This is a genomic window from Micromonospora sp. SCSIO 07396 (assembly GCF_053667945.1).
Genome location: NZ_CM132210.1, coordinates 6464810 through 6486248, shown reverse-complemented (window position 1 = coordinate 6486248; position 21439 = coordinate 6464810). Strand labels below are relative to the sequence as shown.

Below are 21439 nucleotides of genomic sequence, written 5' to 3'. Positions count from 1 at the left end.
CCGCCCGCCGCGCCTCCGTCACCGCCGCCGCCTCCGCCGGACGTGGTGATGGTCGGTCGCGGCGGGCAGTCACCCGACCCGGCGACCGGTGGGCCGGCGTCGGTCGTGGTGTCGCAGCCCGAGACCACCGACCTGGATCTGCTCCGCGCCCACGTCGCCGGTGACCGCGACGCCTTCACCGAACTCTTCCACCGGCACCGCGACCGGCTCTGGGCGGTGGCCCTGCGGACCACGGGCGACCGGGAGGAGGCGGCCGACGCCCTCCAGGACGCGCTGCTCTCCGCCCACCGCGCCGCCGGCCGGTTCCGGGGCGACTCTGCCGTCACCACCTGGCTGCACCGGATCGTGGTCAACGCCTGCCTGGACCGGCTCCGCCGCCGGCAGGCGCACCCCACCGTCCCGCTGCCCGACGGCAACCACACCGACGACGCCCGGGGCACCGGCGGCGTCGAGCCCGCCGCCCCGGCCACCGACCACGACACCGCACTGGTGGTGCGCCAGGCGCTGGCCGGTTTGCCGGTGGAGCAGCGGGCCGCGCTGATCCTGGTGGACGTGCAGGGCTATCCGGTCGCCGAGGTCGCCCGGATCCTCGGCGTGGCCGAGGGCACGGTGAAGAGCAGGTGCGCCCGGGGCCGGGCCCGGCTGGCCGGTGTGCTGGGGCACCTGCGTACCGGCGGGGACCGGCAGTCGCCGCCCCCGGCCGGGTCGACCGGCCCCCACCCGGCGAGTCGGGGCGTTCCCGACGTCACACCCGGGAACCGGCAGCCGGCCAGCGGCGTCCGATCGGGGTCGGGGCAGGCCCGGCGGGACGCCATCCAGGAGGAGACGTGACGGGCCGGGAGTTCAGGGAGGTCGACCACGACCTGCTCGCCGACTATCTGGGCGGGGCACTGGACGGCACCCCGGAGCACCCCGCCGTCGCCCGGCTGGTGGCCGAGGACCCGGCCTGGGCCGACGCACACGACGCACTGGCCCCCGCCATGGCCCGGGTGCACGACGAGTTGACGGGTTGGGGTGCTGCCGCACCGGAGATGCCCCTGGCCGTGGTGGAACGGCTCACCGCCGTGCTCGCCGGTGCCGGTCCGGCCGCCGACGACGACGTCGAGCCGTCCCGCCGGGCCGCGCGCCCGGCCGCACCTGGCGACACCCGGCCGGTCGGGGCGGGTGGCCCGGTGCCGACGCAGCCGGGCGGTCGGCGTACCCCCGGCGGTCGACCCGGCGACGGGCGTGCCGATCCGTCGGGCCCCGGCCGGCGGCGACGCTGGGTACGGCTCGCCGGGCCGGTCACCCTGGCCGCAGCGTCGCTGGCCGCGGTGGGCTTCGGCGTCGCCCACCTGATCGACGGTACGACCGGCCGGGACGCGGCCACCTCGATGGCCCGGCCGGCGCAGGAGAACGCGGAGCGCGGATTCCGGTTCAGCGGCGAGACCCGGCGCAGCGGCGTCGACTGGTCCCCGTCGACGCTGCGGGGCGGCACGGACTCCCCGCTGGTCCAACCCGTCACCCCGCCGGGTCTACAGCCCGGTGACGAGCCGGAGGTCACCACCCAGATCAGCCCCGGCGCACCGGAGAGCAAACGGCTCGCCGCCCCCGCCGGGCTGGACCGGCTGACCGGGCGGGCGGCGCTCGACGCCTGCCTGGCCGACATCGCGGCGGCGCACCGGCGGGGTCCGGTCACCGTCGAGGTGGTCGACTACGCCACGTTCAACGGCGAGCCGGCGCTGGTGGTCCACTTCGTCGATGCCACGGGCGCGCGGTGGGCGTGGGTGAGTGGCGCGGAGTGCGGTGTGCCGGGATCCGGCGCGGACACCCGCTACCAGTCGCGGGTAGGGTGAGGGCCCGGTCACCACTCGTCCCGCATGGCGTGACGTGACCCACCGGACGACCGGTCCGGGAATCCCCGGTTCGTACGATGACGTTCTGCAAGTCAGCCGCCGACGTCGTTGAACCGTCGGCGCTCGGATCGACGTCGGTGCGCCGCCGATGTCGTACACACACATCGGGAGACGGCAGTGGACGAGGTCCGCAACCTGATCATCATCGGCTCCGGGCCGGCCGGGTACACGGCGGCGGTCTACGCCGCACGCGCCAACCTCAAGCCACTCGTGATCGAGGGTGTGCAGTCCGGCGGTGCGCTGATGACCACGACCGAGGTGGAGAACTTCCCCGGTTTCGCCGACGGCATCCTCGGCCCCGAGCTGATGGACAACATGCGCAAGCAGGCCGAGCGGTTCGGTGCGGAGTTCCTGACCGACGACGTCACCCGGGTCGAGCTGAAGGACACCGGCGACACCGGTTCCGACGCGGTCAGCACCGTATGGGTCGGGCAGACCGCCTACCGGGCGAAGGCCGTCATCCTCTCCACCGGCTCGGCCTGGCGTCCGCTGGGCGTGCCCGGCGAGCAGGAGTACCTCGGCCACGGCGTGTCGTCCTGCGCCACCTGTGACGGGTTCTTCTTCCGCAACCAGCACATCGTGGTGGTCGGCGGCGGTGACTCCGCGATGGAGGAGGCCAGCTTCCTCACCCGGTTCGCCGAGTCGGTCACCATCATCCACCGGCGCGACTCGTTCCGGGCCAGCAAGATCATGGCCGACCGCGCGCTGAGCAACGACAAGATCCGGGTGGAGTGGAACAGCACCGTCGAGGAGGTGCTCGGCGACGACGGCAAGGTGACCGGCGTCCGGGTCCGCAACGTGCACACCGGCGACGTCAAGGTACTCGACGTCACCGGCGTCTTCGTGGCGATCGGCCACGACCCGCGCAGCGAACTCTTCCGCGACCAGGTCGAGCTGGACGACGAGGGTTACGTGAAGGTGCAGTCGCCGAGCACCCGCACCAGCGTGCCGGGCGTCTTCGCCGCCGGTGACGTGGTCGACCACACCTACCGGCAGGCGATCACCGCCGCCGGCACCGGCTGCGCCGCAGCACTCGACGCCGAGCGGTTCATCGCCACCCTGAGCTGAACGACTGCAACACCACAACTGAGAAGGAGGGTCATAGTGGGAGCGACCAAGGTCGTCACCGACGCCAGCTTCACCGCTGACGTGCTCAAGTCCGACAAGCCGGTCCTGGTGGACTTCTGGGCCGAGTGGTGCGGGCCGTGCCGCAAGGTCTCGCCGCTGCTGGAGGAGATCGCCGGCGAGATGGCCGGTCAGGTCACCATCGTCAAGCTCAACATCGACGAGAACCCGGAGACCGCCCGCGCCTACCGGGTGATGTCCGTGCCGACCCTCACCATCTTCAAGAACGGCGAGCCGGTGCAGTCGATCGCCGGTGCCAAGCCGAAGGGCGAACTGGTCCGGCTGATCGAGTCGGCCCTGTAAACCCCGCTCCACCACCGGGAACCCCGCACCCCTCCGGGTGCGGGGTTCCGGCCGTTCGGGCCGCTGACCTGCACGAACCACCGGCCGGCGGCAACCGGTCACGGTACGCTCCGTAAGCGCTGGTCCTACCGGAGGCGCAAGCGTGGCCGTCAGCGAAGGTGCCCGGCAGCCAACCTCTGAGGGGGTCCTGCGTGCGTCCGATCCGACCCGGTGACCGCGGACCGGCAGTGACCGAGATCCGTGCCGTCCTGACCGGCCTGGACCTCCTCACCGCGCCCGGCGACGAGTTCGACGCCGCCACCGAACGTGCCGTCCGGGCCTTCCAGCAGTCGCGTGGGCTCAGCGCGGACGGGCGGGTCGGTGCCGAGACCTGGCGGGCCCTGGACGCCGCCCGCTGGCGGCTCGGCGCCCGGACCCTCTACCACGCGGTGCCCGACCCGCTGATCGGCGAGGACGTCCGGTCCCTACAGGAACGCCTGCTGGAGATGGGGTACGACGTCGGCGGTGCCGACGCCGTCTACGGCGTACGCACCTCGCGGGCGGTGGCGCAGTTCCAGCGTGAGGTGGGGCTGAAACCCGACGGCTCCTGCGGGCCGTACACGATGGGCGCGCTGCGCCGGCTCGGCCGCAAGGTGGTCGGCGGACGACCCCAGTGGCTACGCGAATCCGACGCGATCCGGCAGTCCGGTCCCACCCTGGTCGGGCGGACCGTCGTCATCGACCCCGGCCACGGCGGCACCGATCCGGGGGTGGTGGTGGCCGACGGGACGCTGCGCTGGACCGAGGCGGATCTGGTGCACGACCTGGCCAGCCGGCTGGAGGGGCGGCTCGCCGCAGCCGGCGTCCGGGTGCAGCTGACCCGGGGTCCCGCGCCCCGGACCTGCCTGCCGGACATCGACCGGGCCGAGTTGGCCAACTCCCTCGGTGCCGACGTGTTCATCTCGCTGCACACCGACGGCCACGCCAACCCGGCCGCCGACGGGGTCGCCACCTACCACTACGGCACCGACAACGGTGTCACCTCGGCCACCGGGGAGCGGCTCGCCGGGCTGGTGCAGCGGGAGATCGTGGCGCGGACCGGGCTGCGCGACTGCCGTACCCACGCCAAGGCGTGGGACCTGCTGCGGCTGACCAGGATGCCCGCCGTACGGGTCGAGGTGGGCTACCTGACCTCGCCGCAGGACCGGGCCCGGCTGGTCGACCCCCGGTTCCGGGACCGGATCGTCGAGGCGCTCGTGGCGGCCGTACAGCGGATGTTCTTCCCGGTCGAACGGGACGTGCCGACCGGCTCGATCGACGTCAGCGCCCTGCGGGCGGTGGTGGCGGCCGGCGCGGTCCGCGACTGAGCCGGGCGCGGCCCGCGTCGACGCCCGGTCAGCCCGCGCTGGAGCGGGTGGCCGGGGCGGGGCGCACCGGCCGCAGCAGGCTCTCCGGGCTCATCGAGCCGAGCAGCTTCTCCAGCGCGTACTCGACGTCGGACTTCCAGCTCAGCGCGGTGCGCAGCTCCAGGCGCAGGCGTGGGTAGCGGGGGTGCGGGCGGACCGTCTTGAAGCCCACCGAGAGGAAGAAGTCGGTCGGGGCGACACAGGCCCGGGTGTCGTCCGGCTCGTCACCGAACTTCGCGTCGCCGAACGCCTCGATCGCCTTGATGCCCCGCTTCGTCAGATCCCGGGCGACACCCTGAACCAGCATCCGGCCCAACCCGCCCCCGGCGAAGGTGGGCACCACGTTGGCGGTCATCAGCAGCGCGGCGTCCGCCGAGACCGGTGAGGTCGGAAACGCCATCGACCGGGGTACGTAGGCCGGCGGCGCGTACATCACGAACCCGGCGGGCATCCCGTCGACGTACGCCAGTTTGCCGCAGGAACCCCACTCCAGCAGCGTCTGGGAGACCCACGCCTCCTTCTCCAGCCCCGGGTCGCCGTTGGCGCAGGCCCGCTCGGCGGAGACCGGGTCCAGCTCCCAGTAGACGCACTGCCGGCACGGGCGAGGCAGGTCTTCCAGGGTGTCGAGGGTCAGACTGACCAGACGTCGCGACATCAGAGCATCCCCACACTTAGGCTCGGAGGCGAGACCAGCCCGCGGCGGCAGCATCGCCCGCTGCGTCCCCGACGAGCGATCGTACGCCGCCTGCCAACCGTACGGGAGGGGACGCGCGAATAGCCACCCGGGACGGGGACGGGGCGTCCGGGATGTGGACCCGACCCGAATCGTGACCGCTGGGCTGCCGGGCGGGGACTACGATCGGCCGACCGGCGTCCCGCGCCGCCATGGTCGCCGGCACCGCGGGTACCCCAGCGGGCGGGAGCCCGACCGACACCCGATCGAGGTGATGTCATGACCGGAACGACGCTCGACGACTACACCGACCGGTACGCCCGGCGGGTCCGGGGCATGACCGCCTCGGAGATCCGGGCCCTCTTCGCGGTCGCCAGCCGGCCGGAGGTCGTCTCGCTCGCCGGTGGCGCACCCTACATCGCCGCGCTGCCGCTCGACGCGGTCGGCGAGATGCTCGGCAGGCTCGGCGCCGAGCACGGCTCCACCACCCTCCAGTACGGCATCGGCCAGGGCAGCCCGGAGCTGCGCGAACGGATCTGCGAGGTGATGACGCTCTCCGGCATCGACGCCTCCTGCGGTGCCTCCCCCGACGACGTGGTGGTCACCGTCGGCGGGCAGCAGGCGCTCGACCTGGTGGCCCGGCTCTTCCTCGACCCGGGTGACGTGGTGCTCGCCGAGGGCCCGACGTACGTCGGCGCACTCGGGGTGTTCCAGGCCGCCCAGGCCCAGGTCGTGCACGTGCCGATGGACGACGACGGGCTGATCCCGGAGGCTCTGGAGGTGGCCATCGCCGACCAGGCCCGCGCCGGCCGGCGGGTGAAGTTCCTCTACACCATCCCCACCTACCAGAACCCGGCCGGCGTGACGCTGAGCGACGAACGGCGGGAACGGGTGCTCGACATCTGCGAGCGGGCCGGCCTGCTGGTGGTCGAGGACGACCCTTACGGCCAGCTGGGTTTCGAGGGCGACGCGCCCGCGCCGCTGCGGGCCCGCCGCCGCGACGGGGTGTTCTACCTGAGCACCTTCTCCAAGACCTTCGCCCCCGGGCTACGGGTGGGCTGGATCCTCGCCCCGCACGCCGTCCGCGACAAGCTGGTCATCGCCAGCGAGGCGCAGATCCTCTGCCCCAGCGCCTTCGCGCAGGCCGCCGTCTCGACGTACCTGTCGACGATGCCCTGGCGCGAACAGCTCAAGGTCTACCGGGAGCTCTACCGGGAGCGCCGCGACGCGCTGCTTGGCGCACTGCACGACCAGATGCCCGAGGGCACCACCTGGACCAGGCCCACCGGTGGGCTGTTCGTCTGGGCCAGCCTGCCCGACGGGCTGGACGCCAAGGCGATGATGCCGCGTTCGATCGCCGCCCGGGTCGCGTACGTGCCGGGCACCGGTTTCCATGCCGACGGCACCGGCACCGGCAACATGCGGCTCAACTTCTCCTTCCCCGCCCCGGAGCGGATCCGCGAGGGGGTGCGCCGGCTGGCCCGGGTGATGGAGCAGGAGCTGGCGATGCGGCAGGTCTTCGGGCCGGTCACCCCGACCGGTGGCCGGCGGGGTGGTCCGGACGTCCCCGGCCCCGACTTGGCATGATTCCGGCATGGCTGTCACCCCCGTCGAACGCTCCCTCGTGACCGGTTCCACCGCCACCGACCTGCACGTGCTCGTGCTCGCCGGTGGCCTGTCCTACGAGCGGGACGTCTCCCTGCGGTCCGGCCGGCGGGTTCTCGACGCGTTGCGCAGCGCCGGGGTTGAGGCGGAACTGCGCGATGCCGACGTGGCGCTGCTGCCCGCGCTCGCCGCCGACCCGCCCGACGCGGTGGTGATCGCCCTGCACGGCGCGACAGGCGAGGACGGTTCACTGCGCGGCGTGCTCGACCTCTGCGACACGCCCTACGTCGGGTGTGACGCGCGGGCCGCCCGGCTGGCCTGGGACAAGCCGTCGGCCAAGGCGGTGCTGCGGGAGAACGGCATTCCCACCCCCGACTGGGTGGCCCTGCCGCACGACCGTTTCTCCGAGCTGGGCGCGGTGGCCGTGCTCGACCGGATCGTGGACCGGCTCGGGCTGCCACTGATGGTCAAGCCGACGCAGGGCGGTTCGGGCCTCGGCGCCGCCGTGGTCAAGGACGCCGCCGCCCTCCCGGCCGCGATGGTCGGCTGCTTCGCGTACGACTCCACGGCGCTGGTCGAGCGGTACGTGGCCGGCATGGACGTCGCGGTGTCGGTGCTCGATCTCGGCGACGGACCGCAGGCGCTGCCGCCGGTGGAGATCGTCCCCCGCAACGGGGTGTACGACTACGCGGCCCGCTACACCGCCGGCCGTACCACCTGGCACGCGCCGGCCCGGCTCGATCCGGTCGTGGCCGGCGCGGTGGCCGAGGTGGCGTTGGCCGCACACACCGCGCTCGGGCTGCGTGATCTGTCCCGGGTCGACCTGATCGTCGACGGGGACGGCCAGCCCCACGTGTTGGAGGTCAACGTCTCGCCCGGCATGACGGAGACGTCGCTGCTGCCGTTGGCGGTCCAGGCTGCCGGGCTTGACCTCGGTCAGGTCCTCGGCACGCTGGTCGGCCGGGCCGCCGCCCGCCGATCCTGACCCTCTGCTGTCCACCGGCCCCGCGGCGGTCCACCGGCCCGCCGCCGGGGCTCCGTCAGCGCCGGACGGGGTCCGGGGTGACCGTTCCGCCGGTGTGGTCCCCGGTTCCGGTCGGGTCGTCGGTCGTGGTGGTCCGGGCGGCCTCCACCGTTGGATCGTCGGGGCCGCTCGTGGCCGGATCGGTGCCCGGGTTTCCTGCCGGGCTGCGCGGGTGGGTTGCGGCCTCGGTGGGCTGACCGCTGTCCCGGTCGGTCTCCGGGCCGAGGTCGTCGCCCAGGGCACCGTCGTCGCCCCGCGTGCGGTTGCCAGGCGGCTCCGCCTGGGCGTTTCCCGACGCGGCGTCCTCCGCGACGGCGGGTGCTGGCGGCGGGGTGGGCAGGTCCGGGGTGGCCCCGTAGTTCGGGAGCGGGAGCGGGGTCTCCTCCTCCGATTCGATCACCGAGACGGCGTCCTCGGCGGCTGCCGCTGCGGCTTCGGCCGACGACTGCGCGGCGATGCTGGAGGGCGTCTGCCACTGGATGCGCGGCGGCTCGGCGAGCGGGCGTCCACCGAACTCGGCCAGCCAGGCCGCGACGTGCGCGAGGTTTTCCCGCCACTGGGATTCCGAGATGGGGGGCAGAATCGAGTCCCAGAGCGACAGGAACGTGCCACGCAGCTGGAGCCGACCGTAGGGCCGGGCCAGGAACCACATGTGCAGATGGGCGGACCCGTCGCCCCACCGGTTCACGTGCACCCGGGCGACCCCGTCCAGCGAGCGGATGGCGCGCTCCAGCCGAACGGTCATCACCCCGAGTTCGGCGGCGAGCAGGTTGGGCAGGTCGCCCAGGTCGAGGTGGGACCGCGACTCCAGGATGAGCACCATCGGCAGACCGGTGGGGCGATCCATCGCCCGGACCCGCCAGCGCTCACCCACCCAGATGTACGCGTCATCCGGCGCGTTGCAGGCGATGCATTCCCGAAGCCCTTCGCCCTTGCGGGGAGGCTCGACCGCTACCGGCTCGTCGAGCTGCTTGACCCGCAGGTCACCTTCGAAGGGGAACGACGGCCACTGGGTGAAGTCCGGAACTGAGGGGGAAGGGGTGTCGTGCACGACGCTGACCCTAACCGAGACGAGGACCGCTGTCCCTACCCCGAACGCCGCTGATCATGAGGTGATTTCGGCCAGTGGGAGGCGGCTGACGGGTGGGCGCGAGTGGGCGTCACGACGGTTGTCCACAGGCTGATGAGATCACCACCACACCCCGTCATCCACAGGCTGGGGAGGGTTCTGACGCGCTGTTTCACGTGAAACGGGTGCGGCCTGTGGAAAACTTCTGTGGATAACTTCGGCGCTTCATCCACAGCACTGTTCACAGGATGCAGGGGTCCGTCTTCCTCAACGATCGAGGGCTTCGCCTGGCTGCTGGGTGACCGCCGTTTTTCCGCAACGGGTGCCGGGGATCAGGTCACCGGGTCCACTCTTCTGCCCCCTGGCGCGGCGCGGGCAGGCAGGAGCGGCAACCGGCGGGGTCCGGTTCGACCGCTTTGCTTTCCTCGGTGGAGGGGGCTGCGGGACACCGCGATCGGCACCGAGTAAGCAGCCGACCGGTACCTGCTCGGGCGGGTTTCACGTGAAACAGCGCCCCGCGTTGCGTGTTCGAGGGTGCAGGTGGGCCGGCGTCGCGTCCTCGGCGGGGCGGCCCCGCACCACTCGGCCGGTCTCGACGTCACCCGGATGGACGTGCCGCTGCCGATGGATTCCACACCCGCAACGGCCCGCAGTCAGAGCCGGCCATCGGTCGGATCGCGCGCGGAGGTGCGCCGAGGAGATCAGCCGGGTGGTGACAAGGGAGTGGCGTCGCGGATCCGGTCCGGATGGTGAGCGGTAGCTGGGTCGCCGCGTGGTCGACAACCTGGGGTGTAGGCCCGGCAGGTCATCGGGTGGGGAGTCGCGGCGCGGTTGTTGCTGGCGGCGGGCGAGAGTCACCTCGGCGGAGTGGCGGGTGGTCATGAATGCCGCTTGACCCGGTGTTCCACGTGAAACGTTGCGATGTTGGACCCTTCTGGTCACTCCTTCGACGCCCGGTCGGGCGTGATCGCGCCGTGGGGCCCCTCAGCTCGATCGTGCCGGCCTTCACGCCTCCCGGACAGACCCAGTTGTGGGGCGCGGCGTTCATCGCGTCCCAGGCGATCTGAGCAGCCAACCCGGGCTGATCTCTGCGCTGCGGTTGCGGCTGGCTCCACCTCTGCCGTCGTCGTCCATGCCTCACAGGGCTCACCGGATCGGACGGGGGAGGCGAGACTCCCGCCACCCGCACCGGACAGCCGAGGCCCGCGCGCCGTCGACCACCCCCCTCACTGCTTCGGAGCCCGGTCGTACCGACATCGGAAGCGCGGCGCTCGCTGGCTCGCCACCGCCCGTACCCGTCGGGTCTGGTTCTCTCTGGTTGGTCGTTCACCAGAGCACCGCTTGCCACGCGGTGACGGCGAGCCGGGCGTCGCCGCCGCATCCCGGGTTTCACGTGAAACGGACCTCGGGGTAGGCCAGAGGGCGCCGTCGCCGCCACGGCCAGTCGGGCCCGCGGCAGCCACCGATCACCCCGGAAGCGGCAGCCGAGTTGATGCCACCCCGGAAGCGGACCTCCACCGGGAAACCGTCCGCTCGGGCGGACAACGCCGACGTCCTCTTCCGCAGGTGTCAGGTCGACCGACCATCCGCCGCCCTCGACGGCATGGGAGGTCGGGAATCCCTGAGTGCACCATGCCGAGCCTCGTGTCCCCCGTCGACAGCAAGCCGGACGGTCGAGCAACCCCGACTGGCAGTTCCACGGGAGAAGCGACCGGCCGCGTACCCACTCGGGGTACGCGGCCGGAAACGACGATCAGGGCAGGCTCGGGCGGACGGGGCTGTGCCGGCGGGCCGGACGTGGTGTGCCGGACTCTCGTCAGTCCTCGGGTTCTGCCTGTTCTTCCTCACCGACGCCGATGATGCCGACGATCCGCTCCAGATCGTCCACCGTGGCGAACTCGATCGTGATCTTGCCCTTGCTCCGACCGATGTCCACCTTCACCCGGGTGTCGAACCGGTCGGAGAGTCGGTCGGCCAGGTCGGTCAACGCGGGCGCGTGCGGCTTGGCCCGACGCTTGGCGGCCGGCGTCTTCGTGGGGCCGTCGCTGAGCGCCAGAGCAACGATCTCCTCGGTTGCCCGCACGGAGAGTCCTTCGGCGACGATGCGCAGGGCGAGCTGCTCCTGTGCCTCCGACTCGTCGAGGCTGAGCAGCGCACGGGCGTGGCCGGCCGACAGCACACCGGCGGCCACCCGACGCTGGACCTGCGGGGGCAGGTTCAGCAGTCGGATCGTGTTCGAGATCTGCGGCCGGCTGCGTCCGATCCGGCGGGCCAGTTCCTCGTGGGTGGCGCCGAACTCCTCCAGCAGTTGCTGGTACGCGGCGGCCTCTTCCAGCGGATTGAGGTTGGCCCGGTGGATGTTCTCCAGGAGCGCGTCCCGGAGCATCGCGTCGTCCTTGGTTTCCCGGACGATCGCCGGGATGCTCTCCCGGCCGACCGCCTGGGCGGCACGCCAGCGCCGCTCGCCCATGACGAGTTCGTACTTCTCGCCGTCGAGCTGACGCACGACGATCGGCTGGAGGAAGCCGACCTCCTGGATGGAGGTCTTCAGTTCCTCCAACGCCTCCTCGTCGAAGACGTGCCGGGGCTGTTTGGGGTTCGGCACGATCGCGTCGACGGAGATCTCCGCGAAGCGCGCGCCGGGCACCGGGCTGAGTTGGGGTTCCTCGGGCGGCGGCGCGCTGACCGTCGGGGTGGGCATCGACAGGGCCGGGCTCACGGGATCGGCGGACGTTTCGATCACCGGACGCGCCGGGTCGACCTCCACGGGCATGGTTGCCGTGGCCGTGCTGCTCTCCTGCACAGGCCCGGTCGGGATCAGCGCACCGAGCCCTCTACCCAGACCGCCCCGTGGACGGTTCTTCATGCGACGCCTCCCAGCGACTCGTCCGCACTACGCATTCCGGATCACCGGCTCCTTGGCACCGCGCTCGGCAATCTCCTGGGCGGCCTCGAAGTAACTCGTGGCCCCCCGCGATCCGGGATCGTAGGTCATCACAGACTGCCCGTAGCTCGGGGCCTCCGACACGCGGACGTTGCGGGGAATGACGGCCTGAAGGACCTTGTCGCCGAAGTGGTTACGGACGTCCTGTTCCACCGCGTCGGCCAGCCGGGTACGGCGGTCGTACATGGTGAGCAGGATCGTCGAGACGGCCAGCTTCGGGTTCAGGTGCTGGCGTACCAGATTGATGTTGTTTATCAACTGGTTCAGCCCTTCCAGCGCGTAGTACTCGCACTGGATCGGGATCAGCACCTCCTGGGCGGCCACCAGAGCGTTGACCGTCAGCAGTCCGAGGGAGGGCGGGCAGTCTATGAACACGTAGTCGAAGTGCCCCGGGTACGCCTCGATGGCCCGGTTCAGCCGGGACTCCCGAGCGACCACCGAGACCAGCTCGATCTCCGCGCCGGCCAGGTCGATGGTCGCCGGCACACACCACAGGTTGGGGATGCCCTCCACCTCCTGGGCGACCTCGGCCAGCGGCACGCTGTCGATCAGGCAGTCGTAGACGTCCGGCACACCGGTATGGTGCGGGACGTTCAACCCGGTGGAAGCGTTGCCCTGCGGGTCGAGGTCGACCACCAGCACCCGGTTCCCGTGCAGGGCCAGGGCCACCGCCAGGTTCACCGTGGTCGTGGTCTTGCCCACGCCGCCCTTCTGATTGGCAACGCACATCACCCGGGTCCGCTCGGGACGGGGCATGGTCACCTCGCCACTCGGATTAAGGATCTGCACGGCGCGCATCGCCTCCATAGCCAACGGTGGATCATCCTCTTCGCGCGTCGGGGTTTCACGTGAAACGTACGCGGCCTGCGCCGCACCGGCAGCCCCGGGAGCGGGGGCACCGATCACGGTCACGGCATCGGGCACCGCGCCGGGAGAGGGCTGCACGGGCACCGGTGGCGTGTTGCCGTGCACCGGTGTATCGAAGCGCGAGGATGCCCCCGCGTTCCGTCGTACCGCGGTGGTCGCCCGGTCGTCCGGGGCGTTGACCGGTCGACCGTCGGGCCCGGCCGGCACGGGGGGCGGTGGCACGTACGACTCGGGCACCGGACGGGCGGCACCGACCGCGGGCGGCTCCCGGCGTACCCCCGGGTCGTGCTCCGGCGGACGGATCATGGGCTGCCCGCCGGTTGTCCAGCCCTGCTGATGGTCGGTTTCACGTGAAACAGGGTCCACGCCTGAGCCCGGCCCCTCGGGCCGGTTCACCCGTGGGTCGTCGTACCTGCCGTCGTCATGCACCTGTCATCCCTACCCGCTCCGGATGGTCGGTCCGCACCCCGTCTCGCTTGCCGTACACGCGCTCACACCGCGGGGCGTACGGCCCGGCGGGGGCGATCGGTACCCGGTGCCCCCGAACATCCGCCCGCCCCACACTATCGACGCGCGGTCAGCCTACGGGGGACGGGCGCGGCGGGTCCATCTTCGTTGTCGGATGGATGGATGCTCCCCCACCCGTCGGGCAGTCCGTGACACCGTGTGGCGCTCCAGACCGACAGGTCAGGGTTCAGCGGACGCGCTTGCGACCGCTACGCGACCGCTTCGGGGCCTTCTTCGCGCCAGGAGCGCGGAGCACCCGCTCCCGGACGATCTCCACCACGGTGGTGGGCGGGTCGAGGAGGCCGGCTCCGCAGAGTCGTACCGTCGGCTCGCCGCCGCCCAGCGCGGCGACCGCCCCGGCATGTTCGACGATCTCGTCCGCTACGGAGGCCCCCTTGAGGGCGATCAGCCGCCCACCGGGGACGACCAGCGGCAGGCTCCAGGTGGCGAGCCGGTCCAGCGGCGCCACCGCGCGGGCGGTGACCACGTCGGCGGTGAACGGGCCGACACCGCTCGCTCCGGTGGACGCCTCGTCGGCCCGGCCACGGAACACCCGGACGGTCCTGGCCAGCCCGAGCCGTTCCACCGTCTCGACGAGGAACGAGGTACGCCGGGCCAGCGGCTCGACCAGCACGACGTTGAGGTCCGGACGGGCGATCGCCAGCACCACCCCGGGCAGTCCGGCACCGGAGCCGACATCGATCACGCTGGCACCCTCGGGGATCAGCTCGGCGACGGCCGCGCAGTTGAGCAGGTGCCGGTCCCAGATCCGGGGTGCCTCACGGGGGCCGATCAGGCCGCGTACCACTGCGTCGGTGGCGAGCAGTTCGGCGTACCCGGTGGCCAGGTCGAGCCGGTCACCGAAGAGCGTCCGCGCGGCGGCGGCCAGCCCGGTCGGGAGCGCGGCGTCCTGCGCCGAGGGTACGGGCCGCTCGGGCGACGGCCCGGGTGGCGGTCCACCCGGGCCGGCAGCGGTATCGGTCGTGGCGTCGTCGGTGGACACCAGTTCAGTCCGCCGGCCGGACGACGATGCGTCGGGTCGGCTCGACACCCTCGGACTCGCTCTCCACGCCGCTCATCGCGTTGACCACGTCGTGCACGCACTTGCGCTCGAAGGCCGACATCGGCTCCAGCCGGACCGGCTCACCGTGCTCCTTGACCTTCTCCACCGCGTTCTTGGCGACCGCGGCGAGTTCCTTACGCCGGGTGGCGCGGTAGCCACCCACGTCGAGCAGGAGCCGGCTCGGCGAACCGGTCTGCCGGAACACCGCCAGCCGGGCCAGCTCCTGGAGCGCCTCCAGGGTGGCACCCCGCTGGCCGACCAGGTTCTGCAACCGGCCGCCGACCACCTCGACGACCGGACGACCACCGGATACCAGCTCGTCGATGTCGCCGTCGTAGTCGAGGATGTCGAGCAGGCCCTCGATGTAGTCGGCGGCGATCTCGCTCTGGGCGAACAACTCGCCTTCGCCTGCGGACTTCTTCTCCCTGCCGCCGTCGGCGGGCTCACCCTCACCGGTCGCGGCGGTCGGAACGGTCTCCTCGTCGAGCGAGGCGTCCGCGCTGGGGATGCTGGTGTCGGTCACGGTGTCATCTCCGTACTAGCTCGGCCGGACCGTCGGGTCCGTTGGTCTCCCGGGACGGCCGGCGGAAGGGGGCCGGTCGACACGGGCACGTCTGGTAGGGGCAGTCCCGGCTGCCGCGTCGGGCGCGGCGCATCCGGCCCGGCGCCGGCCGTCACGGCGGCTGCGCGGTACCGGAGGCTGCCGCCGTCGTGCCGGCGGCAGCCCGGCTGGCTCAACCCTGGCGCTTGGCCGGGCCCTTCTTCGGGTTGGCCGGCTTGGCACCGGGCTTCGGCCCGGCGACCTTCGGCGCGGCGGGCTTGGCCGGCACCTGCGCGGCGGGCTTGTTCCGGTTGAGGAAACCACCGGACTTGGCCGGCTGCACCGGGTTCCGACCACCCGGGGTCGTCGCCTTGGTGCCGGTGACCCCCTTGTTGGTCACCAGCGGCGGGAACTTGCGGAGCACCCACTGCTGCTGGCCGAGGGTGAACAGGTTGTTGGTGACCCAGTAGATGATCACACCGATCGGGAAGATCGAACCGGAGACCAGCAGGGAGAGCGGGATGCCGTAGAGCATCAGCCGCTGGATCATCCGCTGCTGCGGGTCCTCGGCCCAGCCGGTCTTGAGGATCATCTGGCGGCTGGTCAGGTAGGTGGTGCCCATCATGACCAGGACCAGGATGCCGGCGATCACCTTCACGGTGGTGCCGTTCGCACCGAGGCGGGCCAACTCGTCGGCGGTGGAGCCGAACTTGCCGGCGATCGGGGCGGTGAAGATCTTGGCACTGGAGGCGCTGTCGAACTGCTCGGCCGTCCAGCCGTAGAGGCTCTTGGCCTCCTTGGCCGGGTCGAGCCGGCGCAGCACGTGGAACAGGCCCAGGAAGACGGGGATCTGGAGGAACATCGGAAGGCAGCCCATCAGCGGGTTGGCCTTTTCCTTCCGGTAGAGCTCCATCATCTCCTTCTGGAGCGTCTCCCGGTCACCCTTGTGCTTCTCCTGGAGCTCCTTGACCTTGGGCTGGAGCGCCTGCATCGCCCGCTGGGACTTGATCTGCTTGACGAAGACCGGGAAGAGGATCACCCGGACGGTGACCACCAGGAAGACGATGGCGAGAATCCACGACCAGTTGGTGCCGAGGACCGCGTCGACAGGCACCCCGATGGCGTCCCACGCCGAGTGCCAGGTCAGCAGGATCCACGAGATCGCGTAGTAGATCCAGTCGAGACTCAATTCTCAGACTCCAGTCACGTCGGCGCGTCGGCGGCGGCCCGGCTCCGGCACCGGGTCGTGTCCACCAGGGTGGAAAGGGTGGCAGCGCGACAGCCGCCGGACCGTCAGGCCGGCTCCCCGCAGTGCACCGTGACGGGTCACCGCCTCCAGGGCGTAGGCACTGCACGACGGGTAGAACCGGCAGCGGGCCGGCAACGCCGGACTTATCCAACGACGGTACGCGATGATAGGGCCACTGAGCATCCGGGCACCCATGCTCCGGCGCGGCGGCGCGATCGGGCTGTTGCTCACCGCGGCCTCCGCGGCTTGGGCTGCCGTGCGGCGGCGATGGCCGCGTCCAGATCGCCCGCCAGCCGGAGGTACGGCGTCCCGGCCGCGGTGGGCAGGGCGCGTACCACCAGGGTGCTGCCGGCGGGCAGGGTGGCCAGCCGCTCGCGGACCAGGTGCCGCAGCCGGCGGCGGACCTTGTTGCGGACCACGGCGGGGCCGACGGCCTTGGACACGACGAAGCCGGCGCGGCTCGACTCGGAGATCAACTCCGGGTCGGTGGTCCGCGCCGGCTCCGGCGAGGTTGTCCCGATGGGTGTGGCCGCGGTGGATGTGGAGGCCGCCGGCAGCGTCAGGTGCACGACGACCGCGCCGCGACCGACGCGTCGACCACCCCGGACCGCTGCGGCGAAGTCGGTGCTACGCCGCAGTCGTTGTGCGGCCGTCAGCACGACTGTCCACGTCGCCGGACCGGTCGGCCTCAGGCCGACAGGCGGGCGCGACCCTTGGCGCGGCGGGTCGACAGGATGGCGCGGCCGGCCCGGGTGCGCATGCGCAGCCGGAAGCCGTGGGTCTTCGCGCGCCGGCGGTTGTTCGGCTGGTAGGTGCGCTTGCTCACGTCAGGCTCTCCGTTTTCGTACGTCCCCGGTGCGGGTTCGCCCGGGGTCGTTTGATGGACCAGACCACCTCGGTGGTGGCCTCCGATCGGTGCTGCCCGGCGGCACGGAACCTCGGCGGGCGAGGCGGCGACCACGGACAGCGAGCACCCATCACCCTAGCAGAGGGCGACAGAGCAGCCCCTCCAGCCTACGCAGGGGGGCAATGCCCGTCAAACCGCCCTGGGCTGCGGCTCCGCAGGTCGGCACCGCCGCCGATCCGGCCCAGCGTCCCGGTTCCGACGGGGCGTCGGGGCGGTGTCGGTTGATGGCGGCCCGCCGTCGCTGTTACCGTGCGCGTTTGCGGTCAGCTTCAGGTCCGGGTTGTCGTTCGGAGCGCAAGACCGGACCCGGCAGTGAATCGTTCGGCACGGTGAACCCGCTTCAACGCCCTCGCGACAAGGGGGGCAGGTCCGACCCGCGTCCGGCGGGCGGCCACAATCGGTCGGTACACACAGGCTGTGGATAACTTGTGGATGCCGGCCGGTCAGCCGTCCGGTGGGTGAGAGGAACCACCCGCTCGAACGCGGTGGCGGGCCCGGCACGATCCGCTGGACCACAGCGGCGGCCGGGAGCAGAGGCGAGGGGGTGGCACGACGGTGGCCGGAACGATCGACCTTGCCGCGGTGTGGACCGCGGCGACGGACGAACTCGCCGACGAGATCATCTCCGCCCAGCAGCGCGCCTACCTCCGGCTGACCCGGCTGCGGGCGATCGTCGAGGACACCGCCCTGCTGTCGGTGCCGGACGCCTTCACCCGGGACGTCATCGAGTCCCGGTTACGGCCGGCCATCACCGAGGCGCTCACCCGTCGGCTGGGCCGCCCGATCCAGGTCGCGGTCACCGTGCGGATCGCCGAGGACGCCTCCGGGCGACCCGCCGGCACCGTCTACCGCAGCGGACCCGAGGCCGCCCCGGTGGTCACCGGACCGTCCGTCGACGATCATCCCGGCTTCCGGTCGCCGGCCTACGACGACCCCGCGCCGCCGTACCAGCGGGAGGCCCGGCCCTCGGAGCAGGCCGGGGAGGAGCCGCCACCGGCCGGGCCGCCGGAGCGCGACGGGCACCGCCCGCCCCAGGTACCGGTGAGCCGCGACGGCGGCCAGGACACCCTCTTCGGCGTCGCCTTCGCCGAGCCCCCGCCGCACCACCCCGCCCCTGAGCGGCACGGGGTCGAGGAACGCCACCGCCCTCCCGGGCCGGACGCCGACCCGCGCGGCTACGAGCCCGCGTACCGGGACCAGGGGCGCGCGCCGCGTGACCCGCAGGGTCCGCGCGGCCTGGCCCGCGACGGCACCACCGACAGCGGGCCCGGTCGGGCCGGCGTCGACCACCGCCCCGGTGCCGGTGACCGACGCCCCGGCGGTACGGAGTCCAGCGGCAACCGGCTCAACCCCAAGTACATGTTCGAGACGTTCGTCATCGGCTCGTCCAACCGGTTCGCCCACGCGGCGAGCGTCGCGGTGGCCGAGTCACCGGCCAAGGCGTACAACCCGCTGTTCATCTACGGCAGCTCGGGGCTGGGCAAGACCCACCTGCTGCACGCGATCGGGCACTACGCCCAGACGCTCGGCAACGCCCGCTCGGTCCGGTACGTCTCGACCGAGGAGTTCACCAACGACTTCATCAACTCGCTGCGGGACGACAAGACCAGCGCGTTCCAGCGCCGCTACCGCGACGTCGACATCCTGCTGATCGACGACATCCAGTTCCTGGAGAACCGCGAGCGGACCCAGGAGGAGTTCTTCCACACCTTCAACACGCTGCACAACGCGAACAAGCAGATCGTGATCACGTCCGACCGCTCGCCGAAACAGCTGGCGACGTTGGAGGACCGGCTGCGGACCCGGTTCGAGTGGGGGCTGCTGGCCGACATCCAGCCGCCCGACCTGGAGACCCGGATCGCGATCCTGCAGAAGAAGGCGGCCCAGGAGCGGCTGTACGCCCCACCGGACGTGCTGGAGTTCATCGCCTCCCGGGTGTCGAACTCGATCCGGGAACTGGAGGGGGCGCTGATCCGGGTCACCGCGTTCGCCAGCCTGACCCGCTCCAACGTCGAGCTGTCGCTGGCCGAGGAGGTGCTGCGGGACTTCATCCCCGACGGCACCGGGCCCGAGATCACCGCCGACCAGATCATGGTCTCCACCTCGGAGTACTTCGGGGTGAGCCTGGAGGACCTGCGGGGGCACTCGCGCTCCCGGGTGCTGGTGAACGCCCGCCAGGTGGCGATGTACCTCTGTCGGGAGCTGACCGACCTGTCGCTGCCCCGGATCGGGCAGGCGTTCGGCGGCCGGGACCACACCACCGTGATGCACGCCGACCGGAAGATCCGCCAGCAGATGGCGGAGCGACGCTCGCTCTACAACCAGATCGCCGAGCTGACCAACCGGATCAAGCAGAACACCTGAGACGTACGCCACTCCCGCTGCACCACCGACGCCCGGCCGATCCTCTCGGCCGGGCGTTTGCGTGGCGGTACGCCCCGGCGAGGTTGACCCTCGACCGGGTCGAGGGGCCACGATCGGGGTATGACGGCGTCGTCGTTGTCCACAGGACCACCCGGTTGTCCACACCCCCTGTTCCACAACCGGTGGATAACCACGCTCCGTCCGGAGCCGGTTACCCACAGACTGTGGACAAACCCTGGGGACAGTGCTGTGGACGGCTGGGGACAACCTCGGCGTTGTCCACCGACGACGGTGGGCCTGTGGGCAACCTGTTGAAGGTTCTGGGGACGACGGCGGTCCGGGCCCGACCGGTTGTCCACAGCGCTGGGGGTAAACCCGGTGGATTACCGGTGGACAACCGGTGGACAACGGTGGACAACTCTGGGGACACCGGGTGCCTGTGGAGGGCGCAGGGGGTTTACCCCCCGGTTCTCCACAGCGAACCCACCGGTGGATAACGTGTCTGAGCTGCGACGACGCGAGTTACCCACAGTTTGCACAGGTGCGATGAAGACGATGAGTTATCTCTTCTGAAGAATCAAAAACCAATCATCACCGTTGGACTTCCTGTGGATCGGGCCGCAGCGCTGCCGTCGGCAGTCGCCCCGGCACCGGAAGCACGGGGTCGGGCGCACAGCCGATGCCCACGCGCCCTAAGGTGCGATGGGTACCCGCACGGTCGGGCGGGACGGTGGGCAGCGGTCGGCATGAGAGAGTTGTCGCTGACGTCGACGCGGAGGCATTGATGAAGTTCCGAGTGGAGCGCGACGCGCTCGCCGAAGCGGTGGCGTGGACCGCGAAGAGCCTGCCCAGCCGGCCGTCCGTACCGGTGCTCGCCGGGGTGATGCTGCGGGTCACCGACGGCAACCTCCAGGTCTCCGGCTTCGACTACGAGGTCTCCAGCCAGGTGACCGTCGAGGTGCAGGGCGACGCCGACGGGGCCGCCCTCGTCTCCGGCCGGCTGCTCGCCGAGATCACCAAGGCGCTGCCGGCCAAGCCGGTCGACATCGCCGCGGTCGGTGCCCACCTGGAACTGGTCTGCGGCAGCGCCCGGTTCACCCTGCCCACCATGCCGGTGGAGGACTACCCGGCCCTGCCGGAGATGCCGGAGAGCGCCGGCACCGTGGAGGCCGCCGCGTTCGCCGCCGCCGTCGGCCAGGTGGCCATCGCCGCCGGCCGGGACGAGACGCTGCCGATGATGACCGGCGTCCGGCTGGAACTCTCCGGCGGCACCCTGGCGATGCTCGCCACCGACCGCTACCGGCTCGCCCTGCGCGAGATGGAGTGGAACCCGGACGACCCCGAGATCAGCATCAACGCGCTCGTTCCCGCCCGCACCCTGAACGACACCGCCAAGGCGCTCGGCCCGCTCGGCGGCCAGGTCACCATGGCGCTGTCCCAGGGCGGCGCCGGCGAAGGCATGATCGGTTTCTCCGGCGGCACCCGCCGCACCACCAGCCGGCTGCTCGACGGGGCCAACTACCCGCCGGTCCGCTCGCTCTTCCCGGCCACCAGCAACGCCGAGGCCCGGGTGCCGGTGAGCACCCTGATCGAGGTGGTCAAGCGGGTCGCCCTGGTCGCCGAGCGGACCACCCCGGTGCTGCTCAGCTTCAGCTCCGACGGGCTGGTCGTCGAGGCCGGCGGCACCGAGGAGGCCCGCGCCAGCGAGGCCATGGAGGCCACCTTCACCGGCGAGCCGCTGACCATCGGGTTCAACCCGCAGTACCTGATCGACGGCCTGGCCAACCTGGGGGCCCAGTACGCCCTACTGCGCTTCGTGGACGCCTTCAAGCCGGCGGTGATTTCCCCCGCAGGTGAGGATGGCGAGGTCATCCCTGGGTACCGGTACCTCATCATGCCGATCCGCGTGTCCCGCTGA

Annotated in this window: 19 protein-coding genes; 9 read left to right on the top strand and 10 right to left on the bottom strand. The window is 71.7% G+C overall.

The features are described 5' to 3' along the window. Positions 1-42 precede the first annotated feature (42 nt). The 5 genes from sigM to ACWCHM_RS28640 all read left to right on the top strand — a co-directional run bounded on the left by sigM (position 43) and on the right by ACWCHM_RS28640 (position 4669). Positions 43-831: an RNA polymerase sigma factor SigM gene (sigM, locus tag ACWCHM_RS28660; protein ID WP_372445967.1), complete on the top strand. Its 789-nt coding sequence runs from the start codon at positions 43-45 to the stop codon at positions 829-831. Continuing rightward, entirely contained in the window at positions 828-1835 is a 1008-nt protein-coding gene (locus ACWCHM_RS28655; RefSeq protein WP_454220534.1) for a hypothetical protein, read from the top strand. Before sigM ends, ACWCHM_RS28655 begins: the two co-directional genes overlap by 4 nt. A gap of 177 nt (positions 1836-2012) precedes the next feature. Beyond that, on the top strand, positions 2013-2963 hold the full coding sequence (trxB, locus tag ACWCHM_RS28650) for a thioredoxin-disulfide reductase (RefSeq protein ID WP_204958364.1): 951 nt from the start codon (positions 2013-2015) through the stop codon (positions 2961-2963). Positions 2964-2999: 36 nt separating this feature from the next. Next, on the top strand, positions 3000-3323 hold the full coding sequence (gene trxA / locus ACWCHM_RS28645) for a thioredoxin (protein WP_088643651.1): 324 nt from the start codon (positions 3000-3002) through the stop codon (positions 3321-3323). Between the two features lie 191 nt (positions 3324-3514). Beyond that, positions 3515-4669 carry an N-acetylmuramoyl-L-alanine amidase gene (locus tag ACWCHM_RS28640; protein ID WP_454220533.1) on the top strand — a complete coding sequence of 385 codons (1155 nt, stop codon included), beginning with the start codon at positions 3515-3517 and terminating at the stop codon, positions 4667-4669. Between the two features lie 28 nt (positions 4670-4697). Here the strand turns inward: ACWCHM_RS28640 and ACWCHM_RS28635 are convergent, their stop codons facing one another. Further along, a complete protein-coding gene (locus ACWCHM_RS28635; protein ID WP_204958366.1) occupies positions 4698-5363 on the bottom strand; it encodes a GNAT family N-acetyltransferase in 666 nt (221 codons plus the stop codon). 297 nt (positions 5364-5660) lie between these two features. Here ACWCHM_RS28635 and ACWCHM_RS28630 point away from each other — a divergent pair, with 297 nt between their 5' ends. After that, the gene (locus tag ACWCHM_RS28630) at positions 5661-6968 is read left to right on the top strand and encodes an aminotransferase-like domain-containing protein (RefSeq protein ID WP_454220532.1); all 1308 of its coding nucleotides are present in this window, start codon (positions 5661-5663) and stop codon (positions 6966-6968) included. A 7-nt stretch (positions 6969-6975) separates the two neighbouring features. Next, positions 6976-7971, top strand: a complete 996-nt coding sequence (locus ACWCHM_RS28625) for a D-alanine--D-alanine ligase family protein (protein ID WP_454220531.1) — start codon at positions 6976-6978, stop codon at positions 7969-7971. 55 nt (positions 7972-8026) lie between these two features. Here the strand turns inward: ACWCHM_RS28625 and ACWCHM_RS28620 are convergent, their stop codons facing one another. From ACWCHM_RS28620 to rpmH, 9 genes are all read right to left on the bottom strand, one after another. Further along, entirely contained in the window at positions 8027-9061 is a 1035-nt protein-coding gene (locus ACWCHM_RS28620) for a hypothetical protein (protein ID WP_454220530.1), read from the bottom strand. 1834 nt (positions 9062-10895) lie between these two features. Continuing rightward, the gene (locus ACWCHM_RS28615) at positions 10896-11945 is read right to left on the bottom strand and encodes a ParB/RepB/Spo0J family partition protein (RefSeq protein ID WP_204958369.1); all 1050 of its coding nucleotides are present in this window, start codon (positions 11943-11945) and stop codon (positions 10896-10898) included. Positions 11946-11972: 27 nt separating this feature from the next. Then, positions 11973-13319: a ParA family protein gene (locus tag ACWCHM_RS28610; RefSeq protein ID WP_454220529.1), complete on the bottom strand. Its 1347-nt coding sequence runs from the start codon at positions 13317-13319 to the stop codon at positions 11973-11975. A 265-nt stretch (positions 13320-13584) separates the two neighbouring features. Continuing rightward, entirely contained in the window at positions 13585-14286 is a 702-nt protein-coding gene (rsmG, locus tag ACWCHM_RS28605; RefSeq protein ID WP_454223199.1) for a 16S rRNA (guanine(527)-N(7))-methyltransferase RsmG, read from the bottom strand. A gap of 118 nt (positions 14287-14404) precedes the next feature. After that, positions 14405-14983: a Jag family protein gene (locus ACWCHM_RS28600; RefSeq protein ID WP_145922477.1), complete on the bottom strand. Its 579-nt coding sequence runs from the start codon at positions 14981-14983 to the stop codon at positions 14405-14407. Positions 14984-15194: 211 nt separating this feature from the next. After that, positions 15195-16190, bottom strand: coding sequence for a membrane protein insertase YidC (gene yidC / locus ACWCHM_RS28595; protein WP_204958371.1), 996 nt, complete (start codon positions 16188-16190; stop codon positions 15195-15197). Between the two features lie 3 nt (positions 16191-16193). Further along, positions 16194-16433 carry a membrane protein insertion efficiency factor YidD gene (gene yidD / locus ACWCHM_RS28590; RefSeq protein ID WP_204925644.1) on the bottom strand — a complete coding sequence of 80 codons (240 nt, stop codon included), beginning with the start codon at positions 16431-16433 and terminating at the stop codon, positions 16194-16196. Positions 16434-16477: 44 nt separating this feature from the next. Next, entirely contained in the window at positions 16478-16909 is a 432-nt protein-coding gene (gene rnpA, locus ACWCHM_RS28585) for a ribonuclease P protein component (protein WP_204958372.1), read from the bottom strand. A gap of 29 nt (positions 16910-16938) precedes the next feature. Then, positions 16939-17076, bottom strand: a complete 138-nt coding sequence (rpmH, locus tag ACWCHM_RS28580) for a 50S ribosomal protein L34 (RefSeq protein WP_007073824.1) — start codon at positions 17074-17076, stop codon at positions 16939-16941. 636 nt (positions 17077-17712) lie between these two features. On the opposite strand from rpmH, the gene dnaA reads away from it, so the two are divergent. Then, the gene (gene dnaA, locus ACWCHM_RS28575; protein WP_204958373.1) at positions 17713-19521 is read left to right on the top strand and encodes a chromosomal replication initiator protein DnaA; all 1809 of its coding nucleotides are present in this window, start codon (positions 17713-17715) and stop codon (positions 19519-19521) included. A 784-nt stretch (positions 19522-20305) separates the two neighbouring features. Then, the gene (gene dnaN / locus ACWCHM_RS28570; protein ID WP_088643664.1) at positions 20306-21439 is read left to right on the top strand and encodes a DNA polymerase III subunit beta; all 1134 of its coding nucleotides are present in this window, start codon (positions 20306-20308) and stop codon (positions 21437-21439) included.

What these genes read in the sequence shown, in the direction of transcription:
- ACWCHM_RS28635 (WP_204958366.1), bottom strand. Translation starts at nt 5,363, where the DNA reads ATGTCGCGACGTCTGGTCAGTCTGACCCTCGACACCCTGGAAGACCTG.
- ACWCHM_RS28630 (WP_454220532.1), top strand. Translation starts at nt 5,661, where the DNA reads ATGACCGGAACGACGCTCGACGACTACACCGACCGGTACGCCCGGCGG.
- ACWCHM_RS28625 (WP_454220531.1), top strand. Translation starts at nt 6,976, where the DNA reads ATGGCTGTCACCCCCGTCGAACGCTCCCTCGTGACCGGTTCCACCGCC.
- ACWCHM_RS28615 (WP_204958369.1), bottom strand. Translation starts at nt 11,945, where the DNA reads ATGAAGAACCGTCCACGGGGCGGTCTGGGTAGAGGGCTCGGTGCGCTG.
- yidD (WP_204925644.1), bottom strand. Translation starts at nt 16,433, where the DNA reads ATGCTCAGTGGCCCTATCATCGCGTACCGTCGTTGGATAAGTCCGGCG.
- dnaN (WP_088643664.1), top strand. Translation starts at nt 20,306, where the DNA reads ATGAAGTTCCGAGTGGAGCGCGACGCGCTCGCCGAAGCGGTGGCGTGG.